General features: G+C 66.2%; 9 protein-coding genes and 1 pseudogene. 7 read left to right on the top strand and 3 right to left on the bottom strand.

Annotation, left to right across the window (positions count from 1 at the left end):
• The first annotated feature begins 216 nt into the window (after positions 1-216).
• The 5 genes from E0493_RS15430 (at position 217) to ugpC (ending at position 6,365) form a co-directional block, all read left to right on the top strand.
• Positions 217-1,815, top strand: coding sequence for an ABC transporter substrate-binding protein (locus tag E0493_RS15430; RefSeq protein ID WP_160938207.1), 1,599 nt, complete (start codon positions 217-219; stop codon positions 1,813-1,815).
• 317 nt (positions 1,816-2,132) lie between these two features.
• Positions 2,133-3,488 (top strand): sn-glycerol-3-phosphate ABC transporter substrate-binding protein UgpB, encoded by a 1,356-nt coding sequence (ugpB, locus tag E0493_RS15425; RefSeq protein WP_160938133.1) that lies wholly within the window; start codon positions 2,133-2,135, stop codon positions 3,486-3,488.
• A gap of 11 nt (positions 3,489-3,499) precedes the next feature.
• Positions 3,500-4,381, top strand: a complete 882-nt coding sequence (gene ugpA / locus E0493_RS15420; RefSeq protein WP_160938132.1) for a sn-glycerol-3-phosphate ABC transporter permease UgpA — start codon at positions 3,500-3,502, stop codon at positions 4,379-4,381.
• Positions 4,381-5,295, top strand: coding sequence for a sn-glycerol-3-phosphate ABC transporter permease UgpE (gene ugpE / locus E0493_RS15415; protein ID WP_160938131.1), 915 nt, complete (start codon positions 4,381-4,383; stop codon positions 5,293-5,295). The genes ugpA and ugpE overlap by 1 nt, the downstream gene beginning before the upstream one ends.
• Positions 5,295-6,365 (top strand): sn-glycerol-3-phosphate ABC transporter ATP-binding protein UgpC, encoded by a 1,071-nt coding sequence (gene ugpC / locus E0493_RS15410; protein ID WP_160938130.1) that lies wholly within the window; start codon positions 5,295-5,297, stop codon positions 6,363-6,365. Before ugpE ends, ugpC begins: the two co-directional genes overlap by 1 nt.
• 68 nt (positions 6,366-6,433) lie before the next feature.
• Here ugpC and E0493_RS24070 read toward each other — a convergent pair.
• From E0493_RS24070 to E0493_RS15400, 3 genes and pseudogenes are all read right to left on the bottom strand, one after another.
• Positions 6,434-6,784 (bottom strand): annotated as a pseudogene (locus tag E0493_RS24070) (transposase); the annotation flags it as partial.
• Between the two features lie 459 nt (positions 6,785-7,243).
• Positions 7,244-8,533, bottom strand: a complete 1,290-nt coding sequence (locus E0493_RS15405; RefSeq protein WP_235913808.1) for an ArgE/DapE family deacylase — start codon at positions 8,531-8,533, stop codon at positions 7,244-7,246.
• Positions 8,534-8,562: 29 nt separating this feature from the next.
• Positions 8,563-10,122 (bottom strand): ABC transporter substrate-binding protein, encoded by a 1,560-nt coding sequence (locus tag E0493_RS15400; protein WP_160938129.1) that lies wholly within the window; start codon positions 10,120-10,122, stop codon positions 8,563-8,565.
• Between the two features lie 1,459 nt (positions 10,123-11,581).
• Here E0493_RS15400 and E0493_RS15395 point away from each other — a divergent pair.
• Entirely contained in the window at positions 11,582-11,752 is a 171-nt protein-coding gene (locus E0493_RS15395) for a hypothetical protein (protein WP_160938128.1), read from the top strand.
• 279 nt (positions 11,753-12,031) lie between these two features.
• On the top strand, positions 12,032-14,104 hold the full coding sequence (locus E0493_RS15390) for a C1 family peptidase (protein WP_235913807.1): 2,073 nt from the start codon (positions 12,032-12,034) through the stop codon (positions 14,102-14,104).
• Positions 14,105-15,084: the final 980 nt, after the last annotated feature.

Below are 15,084 nucleotides of genomic sequence, written 5' to 3'. Positions count from 1 at the left end.
GTCACCTGCCCGCCCTGCCATGCTGCGTTGCGCCAGCGACAGATCCGGCCGTCGCCCACCCGGAAAGGCGGCGCGTGTGAAGCGAGGCTGCCCGGCGCCATCTTCACAAGCATGGCCAATTCCTGCCTGAGCGCCTCGGCTTCGGGCCACCGGAAGGGTTGCACTTTGGCCGAACCTCCCGTTCCATGCCGAAACAAAAACGGGAGAAGCTTCGTGATCCAGAGACGTTCCCTGCTTGCCGGGGCGGGCGCCGTTGCCGGCCTCGCGATGACGGCACCATCCCGTTTCGCGATCGCCCAGCCGGCCCGCCAGCGTGTCCTGAAGCTGGTGCCCCAGGCCAACCTCACCAGCCTGGACCCGGTGTGGACGACGGCGAACATCACCCGCAACCATGCCTACATGATCCACGACATGCTTTATGGCATGGATGCGGACTTCACGCCGCGGCCGCAGTTGGCGGAAGGGGCGGTGGAGGAGGATGGAGGCCGCACCGTCACCCTCACCCTGCGCGACGGCCCCCGCTTCCACGATGGCGAAAAGGTGCGCGCCCAGGATGCGGTCGCCAGCCTGAACCGCTGGATGAAGCGCAGCCCGATGGGGCAGAAGCTGGCCATGTTCGTGGAGGAGCTGACGGTGGTGGATGACCGCCGGCTGCGCTTCCGCATGAAGCGCCGCTTCCCGCTGCTGCTGAACGCCATGGCGCAGGTGAGCAACAGCCCGCCCTTCATCATCCCGGAGCGGCTGGCCAGGACCGACGCCTTCACCCAGGTCCGCGATACCACCGGCTGCGGGCCCTTTCGCTTCAAGGAGGACGAGTTCAACTCCGGCAGCATGGTGGTGTATGAGCGCAACGACGCCTACAGCCCCGCGCCGAACGGCACGCCCAGCCTGACGGCTGGCCCGAAGCTGCCGAAATTCGACCGTGTCGAGTGGCACATCATCACCGACGCCTCCACCGCGGCTGCCGCCTTGCAGACGGGCGAGATCGACTGGTTCGAGCAGCCGCCGCCGGAAATCCAGCTGCTGCTGAAACGCAACCGGCAGATCTCCATCGAGGAGATCGATCCGCGGCCCCTGGTGGGCGTGCTGCGCTTCAACCACCTGCACGCGCCGTTCAACAACAAGAAGATCCGCCAGGCGCTGCTTCCGGCCATCAGCCAGACCGACTTCATGAGTGCCATCGTGGGGCCGGAGCCTGACATCTACATGGACAATGTCGGTGTCTTCACCCCCGGCACGCCGCTGGCGACGCAGGTGGCACTGGAGCCGCTGACGGGTCCGCGCAGCGTAGAGAGGGCCAAGGCGCTGCTGAAGGAGGCCGGCTACAACAACGAGCTGATGCGTCTGATCGGACCAACCGACATCCTGGCTCCCTCGGCCATGACGCAGGTGGCGGCTGATCTGGTCCGCCGGCTGGAGTTCAATGCGGACATCGCGCTCAGCGACTGGGGCACGGTGGTGCAGCGGCGCACCTCGCGGGAGCCGGTGGACAAGGGCGGCTGGAGCATGTTGCTCACCTCCTTCTCATCCTTCGACTTCGTCGATCCCTCCGCGCACTTCCCGCTGCGCGGCAACGGCGCGGGCGCCTGGGTCGGCTGGCCGGACGTACCGCAGCTGGAGAGGCTACGCGACGAATGGTTCGTGGCTCCAGATCTCGCCGGACAGAAGGCGATCGCCGAGGAGATGCAGCGCACCGTGATGGAGGAACTTCCCTATATCCCCCTCGGCGCATACAAATCCATGACCGCGATCAACAAGAACCTGAAGGGCCGCGTGGCGGGGTTCGCCATCATGTGGAACTTGGAGCGAGCCTGAGCGCTCCGGAACGGCGAGGGGCGGGGGGAGCGAACACGCTCCCTGCCCCGCGTTGACCAGAAACAGAAGAGCGCCGGACCTGTGATGCTGTCGCATGCTTCAAGGGCTTGTGCAGGCTGGCATGACGTCCGAGCTCTCTACCGTGGGGCGGCTCCGCAACCAGCGCGGGCCGCGTCTCCCTTAGCCAAGGCGCCCTCGCCCCCTTGCCACGCCATGACAGCACCGTGACAACCCTCACCTTGTCCGGGTAGCATGGCGCCAAGCGGCGGCCGGCCTTCGGAGTCAGAGCCCGCCCGCGTCCAGGGAGGAAACTTGCCATGCTGCGTCGCACACTGGCCAGGAGCGCCGCTGCGCTCACCACAGCAGCCCTCGTCGCCAACCGGCGAGCAGTGGCCCAGGGCGCACCGGTGGAGCTTCAGTTCTGGCATGGCCTGACACAGCCGCTGGGTGGCATGCTCGAGCAGATCGCCGCCGATTTCAACAATAGCCAGCAGCGATACCGCATCAATGCCACCTATCGCGGCGGCTACGCGGAAACCATGGTGGCCGCGATCGCAGCCTTTCGTGCCAGCAACGCGCCCAACATCGTGCAGATGTTCGAGGTCGGAACGGCGACCATGATGGCGGCCACCCGTGCGACCAAGCCAGTCTGGGAGTTGCTGCAGCAGACCGGCGTCAACATCAACTTCGACGACGTCCTGCCCGGCATCCGGGGGTATTACAGCCTGCCGGACGGCCGGATGGCGTCCATGCCGTTCAACAGCTCGACGGCCGTCGCCTTCTATAACAAGGATATGTTCCGCAAGGGCGGCCTCGATCCGGAAGCGTTTCCCAAGACCTGGCAGGCTGTCGCCGAAGCTGCCCGCAAGCTGAAAGCGGCCGGCATAGCTGCTCCCATGACCACATCCTGGCCGACCTGGCTGATGGTGGAGCAGTTCAGTGCGATCCATGACATCCCGCTTGCCAGCAAGGGCAATGGGTTCGGTGGCCTGGACGCGGAACTGACCATCAACAACCCGCTGATGGTCCGGCACATGCAGAATCTGATCGACTGGCACAAGGAAGGCCTTTTCCGCTACGGCGGGCGGGACAATGCCGCCGACGGACTACTGCCCTCCGGCGAGTGTGCCTTCACCTTCGCATCCTCCGGCACCCGTGCCCGCATCCTGAAGGAGGCGAAGTTCGAGTGGGGAACGGCGATGCTGCCTTATTACGATGACGCGCCGAACGCGCCACTCAATTCCATCATCGGCGGCGCCTCGCTCTGGGCGATGAACAAGGGACCCGGCGCCGGCCGCAGCGAGGCCGAATGGAAAGGCGTGGCCGAGTTCTTCGCCTGGCTCGCCAAGCCCGAGGTCGCGGCCAAGTGGCACACCGACACCGGCTACCTGCCCCTCACGCGCTCAGGCTATGAGCAGGTGAAGGCGACCGGATTCTACAAGCAGAACGTCGGCGCGGACGTACCCATCGAGCAGATGCTGCGCGGCGGTGGCGTGCTGACGGAGAACTCCCGCGGAATCCGCCTGGGCGGCTTTCCGGAGATCCGCAACATCATCCAGGAAGAGATGGAGCGCGCATTCCAGGGCCAGCAGGACGCCCGGACGCTGCTTGAGAACGCGACGCGCAGGGGCAATGTCGTGCTCCGCAATTTCGAGCGCGCCAATCGCGCCTGATCGCCGCCGGAATGCGCAAAGGCATTATCTTCAAGGGCAAGCTGCTGCCGCTGATTCTGATGCTGCCGCAGCTCGCGATAACCGGCATCTTTTTCTTCTGGCCCGCCGGGCAGGCCATTTGGTCGTCCCTGCTGAGGGAGGACGCCTTCGGGCTGAACCGCGATTTCGTCGGCCTCGAGAATTTCGCTGAGGTGCTCGCAGACCCGACCTGGCGCGAGGCGGCGCAAAACACCGCTGTCTTCGCCTTGTCGGTCGCGGTTCTGGCGCTGTCCGCGGCCCTGCTGCTGGCCGTGCAGGCGGACAAGGCCATTCGCGGCAGCGGATTGTACAAGACGCTGTTGATCTGGCCCTACGCCGTGGCACCGGCGATCGCTGCCGTGTTGTGGCTGTTCCTGTTCCACCCGCAGATCGGGCTGATCGGCCGGGCCCTGAACGCGGCGCAGATCGCGTGGGATTACCGCCTCAACGGTGGCCAGGCCATGCTGCTGGTGATCATTGCCAGCGCATGGAAGCAGGTATCGTACAACTTCATCTTTTTCCTGGCTGGCTTGCAGTCCATCCCGAGGGCCGTGCTTGAAGCGGCCAGCATCGACGGCGCGCGCCCCGTGCGGCGCTTCTGGACCATCATCTTTCCCCTGCTCTCCCCCACCAGCTTCTTCCTGCTCACGGTGAACCTGGTTTACGCCTTCTTCGATACTTTCGGCGTCATCCACGCCCTGACGCAGGGCGGCCCCGCCAAGGCGACGGAGACATTGATCTACAAGGTCTATGTGGATGGAGTGGAGAACCTGAACCTTGGCGCCTCGGCGGCGCAAAGCGTGATCCTGATGATCATCGTTATCGCCATGACCGCGGTCCAGTTCCGCTTCATCGAGCGAAAGGTGCATTACTGATGGCCGGTGCTCTCGTGAAGGAACGTGGCGCCGCGGCAGATCCTGCGCTGCGTGCCAGCCGAGCGCGGCAGCGGCGTGACCGCTGGATGACGCACGGCATCCTTCTGCTCGGGGTCATCATCTTCGCGTTGCCGATCTGGATCACCTTGGTTGGCTCCACGCACGATGTGAACACGATCGGACGCGGTGAGGTGCCGCTCTGGTTCGGCGGCCACGCGGTGGAGAACTACGTCGCCGCCTGGTCCCGCGGCGGGGAGGCGGTCCGCAACACCCGCGCGGTTCCAGCCGGCATCATGCTGTGGAACTCTCTGGTGATGGCGACTTTGATCGCGACCGGGAAAATCATCATTTCGCTGCTCTCGGCCTATGCGGTCGTTTTTTTCTCCTTCCCGGGCCGCATGGCTTTTTTCTGGATGATTTTCATCACCCTGATGCTGCCGGTCGAGGTTCGCATCATCCCGACCTTCCAGGTCATGGTGGACCTGCACCTGACGGACACAATGGCGGGCCTGGTGATCCCGGTCGTCGCCAGTGCGACCGCGACACTGTTGTTCCGCCAGTTCTTCCTCACCATCCCGGATGAGTATGCCGAGGCCGCCAAGATCGACGGCGCTGGACCGCTCCGGTTTTTCTGGGACGTGGTTCTGCCGTTGTCGCGCACCAACATCGCCGCCCTCTTCGTGATCCTCTTCATCTACGGCTGGAACCAGTACCTTTGGCCCTTGCTGATCATCACGGACACTGGGCTGGAGACCATCGTGGTTGGGCTGTCCAAGATGATCGGCCGCGGCGATGCGCAGAATGAATGGAATGCCATCATGGCGACGGCCATCCTCGCCCTTTTGCCCCCGGTCGCCGTCGTCGTGCTGATGCAGCGCTGGTTCGTCAAGGGCCTGACGGAGACGGAGAAGTAATGGCCACGCTCGAACTGTCCCGCATCCATAAGACCTTCGGCGGCACCCCGGTGCTTCACGGCGTCGACCTCGACATCTCCGAGGGTGAGATGGTGGTCATCGTCGGCGCGTCCGGCTGCGGCAAGTCCACGCTGCTGCGGATCACGGCCGGGCTGGAATCGCCCACATCAGGCATCGTGCGCATCGGTGGCCGCGACGTGACGGCGCTGGAGCCAGCCGACCGGGACATTGCCTTGGTGTTCCAGAACTACGCGCTTTACCCGCACATGACGGCCTTCGAGAACATGGCTTACGGGCTGAAGATCCGGGGCGTGCCACGCGCGGAGATCCGCCGCCGCGTGGAGGAGGCGGCCAGGCTCCTTGACATCGACGCCTTGCTGGCGCGGCGCCCACGCCAGCTTTCCGGTGGGCAGCGGCAGCGCGTCGCGATGGGGCGCGCCATCGTGCGGGAACCCAAGCTCTTCCTGTTCGATGAGCCTCTTTCCAACCTCGACGCCAAGCTGCGCGTGCAGATGCGGGCCGAGATCCGGCGCTTGCAGCGCCGCCTTGGCGTCACCTCCCTCTTTGTCACGCATGACCAGGTAGAGGCGATGACCTTGGGTGATCGGCTCGTGGTGATGAACCAGGGCCGCGCCGCCCAGATTGCGACCCCAATGGAGATCTTCACCACTCCTGCCGACACCTACGTCGCCAGCTTTATCGGTAGCCCGACGATGAACCTCCTGCGCGCCACGCTGGAGGATGGCGGCGCAGGCGCCACCCTTGCGGCCGGTGGCAGCATCCGCTTCGCGCAACCGGTGCCGGGTCCGGCTGGTCGCCCGGTGATCATCGGCATCCGGCCGGAGCACGTCACGCCAGAGGGCGACCTGCCTGTCGCCATCGAATTGGTCGAACCGCTGGGGTCGGAGACTGTTATGCACGGGACACTGCCGGGCGGCGAGGCCATGACGGTACGCGTCCAGGGCACAGCGCCGGTGACCAGCGGCATCATGCCGGTTTCCCTCAAGCAGCACCTCCATGTCTTCGACGCAGAAACGAACCTGCGCTTGCACGGACTTGCTTCGGCTTAGCTTCGCCGTCCGTCGCAGCGGTGGGAGTTCGGGATGTTGTTGAGGCCGTCGCGCCTCAGGCGGCCTTGTGCCAGCGCGATCCTCGCCCAGTGCACACGGCAGCGCTGCCGGTTGCTGCCGCGGACGCGGACGATGGCCCCCTTCCCCTTTCAACTCCTCAGGGGCATCGGAGACGGCCAGCCACACGCCGCGCTTGACCAGGATCTCGAGCGAGGCAGCCCGGACGCTCCGCGCCTCCGAGGGGACGATGTGCAGGCCGACGATTCGGCCCGCCCCTCGGCATTGCAAGCCACGGCGACCCTGGCGGCGCCCGGGACCACCCGCCCGCAGTTCCGCTGCCGGAGGTGGCTGGCGTCCGGCCAGGCGCCCGGCAGCGGCCCCTCCGGCAAGGTCGAGACACGTTCGTCGATGTCCTTGCACCGAACACCTCGCCCGCCTCGGCCATCGGCGCTTCGCCTTCGCGCGGACGGTGGTGATGCGTGCGGACCTCCGGAAGCGCCAGCGCATTGCCGTGCCTCAGGAGATGGCTCGCGTGCAGGATTGGTGGGAAAGCGGCCCGCCTGGTCCTGCGCCGGATTGCCGGTCGCATCGCTCCACCGGAGCGCGCGATCGTGCCGGCGCGGCTGGTGATCGTGGCCACGCGCGGCATCGGAGGCGAGGCCGCGCGCTGAACTTTCCGGCGGCGCCAAGCCTTCTGTGCGTCCCTCCCCGGTTATCGGCAACAAGCCGTCCTCACGACCAACCACCGCTGCCTCGACCCGTGGAATCTCGCTGGCCAGGCCGTCATCTCGCCGACAAGAGCGCCGACCGGAGTGGACGGCTCCGCCGGCGGGCGAGCGCCAGCCAGGTTGAGCCCAGTTGCCCTGGCGAGCGCTTCGTCAGCGCGGGATCAAGCCACACCACTGGGCGATGAAGTTCGCCATCGTCACGGTACAGCGGCGCAGGTCCTCCAGCGAGGTGCGCTCGTCGAAGCCGTGATTCCCGTCGCCCTTCGGTCCATAGCAGAGCGCCGGAATGTCGTAGTACCGTCCGTAGTAGCGCGTATCGTTCACCGCGGTGGTGCGGCGCTCGCTCATCGGCGTGCCATGCACGGCGAGATGCGCTGCGGCCAGCGTGGCCTCCGCCTCGCTTCCCGGCTCCAGCACGAAGCCGTCGGCCTGGAAGCCGTGCCAGACGACTTCCGGCGGGTTGTTGGCCAGAAAGTTGTCGCTCCGCGCCGCCGCCTTCACGGCTCGCTCCACTCCGGCCATGGCTTCCCTGACGTCCATGGAAGGCAGCAAGCCGATGCGGCAATCCACCTCGCACCAGGCCGGCGTGCTGCTGGCCCAGTCGCCGCCATGGATGATGCCAGGGTTGAACTTGATCGGGTTGCGGACCTCCCCATACCAGGAATCCGTCGCCGCTGCCTCGTTCAGCTTCGCGGTATGCTCCACCAGGGCCTGGATCAGGTGATAGGCGGACATGATGGCGTTGGTGCCGTCCTGAGCCACCGCCACGTGGACAGGGACGCCCCGCACGCGCAGGCGGAACCAAAGCGTGCCGGTGTGGGTACGGGTCAGGGTATGACCGGTCGGCTCAGGGATGAGCACAGCCTCGGCGCGGTAGCCGCGCAGCAGCGTCGAGAGCGCGCCGTTGCCGGTGCTCTCCTCCTCCGTCACGGTCTGGAGATAAACATCGGCGGCCGGATCGAACCCGGCGGCGCGCAACGCGTCCATCGCGTACACCATGCAGGAGACGCCCGCCTTCATGTCGTTGGCGCCGCGCCCGTAGAGCCAGCCGTCGCGGACCACCGCCGCGTAGGGCGGGTGGGTCCACATGTCCGCCGGCCCCTCGGGCACCACGTCGATATGGCCTTGCAGGATGAGGCTGCGGCCGGTTGGATTGCTCGCGCGGTGGGCGGCAACGACCTGCACGGAACCGGCCGGGTCCACGCCCACCATCGGCGCGCCCTTCTCATGGCCGCCGAGGCCGACATCGGCAAGGGTGAAGCGGTCCACCGCGTAGCCGCGCCGGGCCATCTCGCGCGCCATCCAGTCCTGCAGCGGCGCCTCCTCACCCCGCCGCGAGGGGAAGCGGACCAGGTCCTGAAGGAAGGCGACCTGCTTCTCGAAGACGGCGTCGACCGCCTCGGTGATGCGGGGCAGCAGGGTGGCATCGGCCATGGGCATCGGAGCTTTCTTGGTTGGCAAGGGGGAACTCACTTCACGGGCGTGGCGAACAAGGCGTTGGTGTACCAGCTCGGCGATGGTTCGTAGCGGACGCGGTCGCGCAACCCCGCCCAGTTGACCTTCAGGTACAGGATCGGAATGACGGCGACATCGTCGATGGCGGCCCGCATTGCCTGCGCGGTCAGCGCGTCGCGCCGCTCCGGGTCCATCGTCCGCAAGGCCTGCTCCAGCGCGCTGTCGAGCTCGGGATTGCTGTAGTGCTGGCGGTTGAACGGACCCATCCGCTCCGCCGGGTTGCGGGTCGCCACCACCTGCTGGAGGGTGATCGCCGCCAGGTTCGAGGCATAGGTCGTCATGAACATCGCGAAGTCGCGATTTGTTGCGCGCGAGAAGAAAGACGAGGTCGGCAGCACTTCCACCCGCGCCTCGATGCCGATCCTGTTCATCCCCTGCGCCACGGCCTGCAGGACGTCGGTATCGCCGGGAAACCAGCCTGTCGGGCCATGGATGCTCATGCGAAAGCCCTGCGGGTAGCCGGCCTCGGCCAGCAAGGCTCGCGCGCGCGAGAGATCGTGCGGAATAGATGGCTGGTCGGGAATGCGGCCAATGGCGATGGGCGGCGCGAACTGCTCCGCCGGCGTTCCCTGGCCGGCGAGCAGCCGGTCCACGATGCCTTGGCGGTTGATGGCCATGGAGATGGCCCGGCGCACCCGGACGTCCCGCAACGGGTTGGGCACCAGCGGGCGCCCCTCGTTGTCGGTGACGAAGGGAGCCCGCTCCCGCGCTGAATCTGGAAAGAGATAGGCGGTACCGTTGCTTTCCGTCCCGAAGACGGCCATGCGCGGATCGGCCTCGAGGCGCGCGACATCTTGCGTCGGCACGGCGTCGATCAGGTCCACGTCGCCCGCGGTTAATGCCGCGACACGCGAGCCCGCGTTGCTGACGAAGCGGATCTGCACTTTGTCCCACGGCACCGTCCCGCCCCAGAAGGCGGGGTTCCGCTCGACGCTCAGCTGGTTGCCCTGCTGGTAGGAGACATGCCGGTACGCGCCGGTGCCGATCATCGCGCGGCCGCTGTTGAAGTCTGCGGTGGTGGCATTCTGGTGCAGCTGCCGCGACAGGATCAGGACGGAGGTGAGCTCCGCGTCAAGGAACGGCGTCGGCTCGCTGGTGGTGATGCGCAGCGTGCGGCCGTCGACGATCTTGACTTCCGAGACGGTCCGCACGGCGGAGGCGAAGGAGCCCGGGCTGTTCGGGACATTCGGCAGTCGCGCGAAGGAGAAGGCGACATCCTCCGGTCGCAACGGCGTGCCGTCGTGAAAGCGCACGCCCTCGCGGAGCCGAAATTCCCAGGTCAGATCGTCGACGATCCGCCAGGACTCCGCCAGGCGCGGCACGATCTTCCCGGAATTGTCGAAATCGACCAGCGGGTCGAAGACCTGCCGCAACATTGCATTGTTGCTGTTCGCGCGGTGGAAATGCGGATCCATCGCCGTGGGTTCCGACTGCGCAGCGATTGTCAGGGTCTTCTGCGCATGTGCGGCAACAGACAGCGCGCAACAGGCAAACCCGATGATGAATGGGCGCATTCGTCATTCCCCTCCGCTTAGTCTGTTCTTATTGGGTACGGTCCAGGAATGTCCAGCGGCTTCTCACGATGACCGAGGGCACGCGGCGGATGACATTCCACTTCCGCCTTTCATTCTTCAGCAGACGGGAAACTGGCGCCCCTCGCCGTGATCCTCCCGCTGCCGGAAAGATGGGAACCCTCGCAGGCACCGCGGCCGGGGTGCCGCCATCGGCGACAGGCTCGGTTCCGGCGATGTGGAAGGATTGGCGATCGGCCCTGAACAGCACGGCATGAGCGACGTCGAAGGCACTGCCCGCAGGAGATCGGCGGTTGCAACATCGGGTTGCCGAGGGCCGGGCACGACGGCGGTCGCAAGATGCTCCTCGATGACCTGCGGCGCGTCCCGCCGGGCGAGCCAATCTTCTTCTCTGCCGGCGATGAAATTCGACAGCTCGGCACTGCCAGGCGTCCGGCCGTCCACTGTTCTCAGCCGGCCCGAGTCGGCGTGGCAGGAACCCGCTGGGAGCCGGAGGGCTGGAGGGTGTCGACGAACCGGCATCCCACGCCGCGGCCGCCGCACTCCCGGACCCTTATCGCCGAACTCCGACCGCACCATCGGAGCGCGACCCACCGTTGATCTTCGGCAGTTGAAATCGACTCCGCAATCTCAACCTTAACGCCATGCTGGCCCGCGCAGGTGGCGTTCAGAAACTCCGTGAGGAAGCGAACGCCCGGTCATGGGAGCCGAACACCATCTCCTGCGTTCGTGCGGTCAAGCCTGCACGAACCGCATCGGGTCGTTGCATCGCAACACATGCGCAGCTCCGACAGTTGCGTCGCGCTGCCGACCGGCGCGACCTCGTGGCTTGAATCGAACGGGTCTGCCTCGTTCGGGGTGAAACCCAGCGGCACAAAGGCCGCAGATCCGCCTCTGACGCCTCACCCGCGCTTCTCGCCGGTCCACGTTGCCGCCGCCCCGCCGCCCTGGACCACGCCCTGCCCGCCGCGGGCCACACAGCGCCTCCGCGTCGAAGCACGGAGAGGCGGGCGCAACGGACGCCCTCGCCGGTCGGCCGTACCGCACGGCGGATGGGTCGAGGCCGCTTGGAAGAACTCGGAATGAACAGCATCTTGCCCCCGCATGTCACGCCCGCCGACGCCGCGCACCTGGACCTTCCGGCCACGCCATTGCCGTGTGTCCGGCCAGCGCGCGTCGAGCCGCCGGGATGCCACCGAAACCGAGCGCCTGCCTGACCAGGCGCTTCACCTGCCGCGGGTCCTGCCCCACCACCATGGCTGGATGCGTCGCTCCTCCCCGGCAAGCAAACCGAGAAGGCGATCATGCCGAGGCACGCACAGGGCGCGTCCTCCCCCGCCTCCTTCAGGTGGGGCCATTCTGTCGATAAGTCTCGATGGAGCCACTCTGTCATGGCTTCCCCGGCGCGGGCAGCTCATCGGAGAAGCTGTGGTGCCGGTGAATGCCACTGGCACGCCGCTTCGGAACTCGTCCACTCCCACAGGATGGTGAAGCGCAGATCGGTGCGGACATCGACTTCACGAATGCTGGCATCGCCATCGCGAACATCGCGCAAAAGTGGCGTGCTCCACGAGGCACGCCAGATTATCATTTCGACGTCAAAACATATTGATGCGGAGCGCGCAACATAGGCAAGGCAGACCGGCGGACCGCCAATGTCAGACAGGGCCAATGACGGCATGTCGCATGCTGTGCGCAGGGATTTCCGCCTGAGCCATCCGCAGGAGTGGGAAAGTGCAGGGGAGGAAGCGGACAACGCGGCACATGCCGGAAGCCGCCCGAAGCACGGCTTGGTCTGACGAGCTTCGCGCAGGGTGATCAGCGGATTCGGCAAGTCGATCGGGGCGAAGAGGTGGCTGCGCAGGGTACAGGGCCGGGGGAAGCGTGCGTGATGAAACCGTCGAAGCCGAGAAAGACCAGCAAGGTAGGGGCGAAGGCAGGGGCGAGCCCGGCCTCGCCCGCCACCACGCGTCCCGAACCGATGCAGGCGCAGCAGGCGGCTGAAGCACTCACCGCCACACGCCCTGCGCCCGTCGGAGCAACTGTTCCTGCGGATGCGACGCTCCCTCCCGACGGTGTGGCTGGCGGGGTACGGATCGGCAATCGTGAATTCAATGCCTCACCGCAAATGCTCGGCGGCAGAAGGCTCGACATCCTGCCGGACCTGCCGGACATCCGCGATCGCATCTATCAGCCGACCCTGCGCGCGCTGCAACCCAGCATCTTTCCCAGAATCGCCTTTCCGGTGCGCGACCAAGGTGTTGATTCGAGTTGCACTGGTCATGCACTGGCCCATGTGGTCGACTGCCTGATCTATCGGGAGGATCTGGCCGAGCGGCCGAAGCGCGTCAGCGCGCGCATGCTCTACGAAATGGCCAAGCGCAACGATGAGTGGGTGGGGACCGCCTATGAAGGGTCAAGCATTCGTGGCGCCATCAGCGGTTTCTACCGGAATGGCGTTTGCAGCGAGACCCTAGCGCCCGGCAATGCGGGCGGCGAGTGGGCGCTGACCTATGAGATGGCCAAGGAGGCGCGGGAGACCCGCATCGGCACCTATTACCGGCTGCAGCCGGATCTCTCGGACTACCATGCGGCCCTGAACGAAATCGGCGTGATCTATGCCTCCGCCCAGATCCATGGGAATTGGCAGACCCCTCAAGATGGCCGGATCAAGCCGGGCGGCGCAGCCGCCGGAGGTCATGCTTTCGCCATCGTCGGCTATGATGCGGAAGGCTTCTGGATTCTGAACTCATGGGGGCCGGAATGGGGCACGCGGGGGGTTGCTCACTGGACGTATGAGGACTGGGCCACCACGATGATGGATGCGTGGGTGCTGCAACTCGGCGTGCGCGCCCCAGCCGCGTTCAGTGCGGTACCGCGCGCGACGCCCGCTGACACCACGACACCCCAGGCCATCGCCGCCCCGAACCGCAGCGACATCGTCGGGCATTTTGTCAACATCGATGATGGGCGCTATGTCACCGGTGGCCGTTACGGCTCACCGACGCAGCTCGAAATGGCCGAGACCGTCACCCGGTTGAGCGAAGCGAGTGCGAATGGCGGGCAGGGCTACGCCCATCTGATGATCTACGCGCATGGCGGCCTCAACACCCTCGACAACGAAGCGAATCGGATCGCCACTTGGAAGCGCCGCGACATCTTCGGCCGGAATGGGATCTACAATTTCCACTTGATGTGGGGGTCAGGCTTTCTTGACGAGGCTTTCGGGCCGTTGTCCCAGACGCAGGCCGGGCGCGCCGCCAGCGTGATCGGCGACCTCCTCTTCGAAACCGGACCAGGAAAGGCGCTGGGGAGCGCAGCCTGGCGCAACATGAAGCAGGACGCGGCCGCCGCCTTCATGCCAAGCCTAGGCTATGACGGCGGTGTGATCGGTCTCGCCCCACTTCTCCAAGGGTTGGATGCGGCTGGACAGCGCCCGGTGCTGCACCTCGTGGGGCATAGCGCCGGGGCCATCATGTTGGGCCAGTTGCTCGGTGCGCTTGGCCGCTTCCAGCTCCAGAAGCTGCAACTCGGAAGCGTGCATCTCATGGCCCCGGCCTGCACGGTGGACTTCTTCAACCGGTTCTATGGCCCCTATCTTGAGGGCGGGGGAGCGCTGCCGCTGCGGGACAAGGTTTACCTGTACGACCTGCATGACGCGCTTGAACAGGCCGACAGGGTGGGCGTGCCCGGCCTGCCCGGCTACAGCCGCTCGCTGCTCTACCTCGTCTCGCGGGCCTATGAGGACAGGGCGAACACGCCGCTCGCTGGAATGGAGGTCTACACGAGGGGCCTACAGGCCTCCGCGAAGCTTATGGTCAGCTATTCGCAGAGCAAGGAAACAGCATCGCTCAGCCACGGTGGCTTCGATAACGACGCCGCCACCCTCGCCACCATCATGGCACGTATCCTCGGGGGAAATGTCGCCGCGCCCCCCACCAGCGATGAACTAACGGGTTATTGAGGCCGCACATGCGCCGGGATGGTCCGTGTGAGGCGTGCGAGCGGGGTTTCCCGGAGGGAGAACGCTTCCGTCCCGCGGGTTCCATTGTCATCTCCACGATGAAACCTGCAGGCGGAGCTGAAGCGGTCCGGCCTGCCTCTTGATGCACCAGTGCCCTGAAGTCGGAGGCCAAACCCGTTGCGAGACGATGGGGAGGGATGGCGTTTCTGGTTCCTGACGACCTCTGGGCTCTGGTCGAGCGGCTGCCGCCACGAAAGCGGCCAAGGCCGATGGGCGGCCGCCCGGGAGCCTCTGATCGCCTGGCTCTTGCCGGGATCGGTTTGTGCTGCGGCCGGGCATCCAGTCGCCCGAGCTCCCATCCGGGCTGGTTGCGGCGGCGAGATGTGTTGGCGGCGGCTGGGCGAGTGGCATGCTCGCCGGGGTCTGGTGGGGTCTGCATCGGGCCTTGGCGAAGCGGCTCCAGGATGTCGAGGCCTCGGGCTGCCACCGGCAGGCATGGAGCAGTTCCAACCTGGCCGCGGAAAGGCAGGCGGATGCCGTGGAAGTGCATCGTCGTGTCCGCGTTCAGGCCGTTTCGCACAGCAGCCTGGAAGGGCGTGCCTTGGCGGACGCGGAGCACGGGGCGATGCCCGCCCCCCGTAGGCCCAGAAGGCGGTCTCGGAGGCGCGATCGCCGAGGATGGCGGCAGAAGAGCCAGCCCTTGCTGTGCAGGCGCAAAGAAGAGGACGATGATCGGCCAGCAGGCCTTCAGCGGCGTGGTTCGGCACCGCGTTGGCGGTGAAGGCGTCGTAGATCACCCAGGCGGCGCCCAGCGCGCCGAGTGCGGACCAGGTGAGGGTGAACCGGGACTCCGCCATGAAGGAAAGCGCCTACGCGAGGGCGTCGAGAATGCTCATGCTTTCAGATCCTCACGCACGTGCACGCTGCAGCCTTCGGGTTCGATGGGATGGCGTGCCGCCCCGCAGGTGAAGCCAGAGCAG

This window comes from Teichococcus coralli (assembly GCF_009829925.1).
GTDB lineage: Bacteria > Pseudomonadota > Alphaproteobacteria > Acetobacterales > Acetobacteraceae > Pseudoroseomonas > Pseudoroseomonas coralli.
Note: the sequence above shows the minus strand (reverse complement) of the source record. Positions and strands in the feature narration are given on the sequence as shown.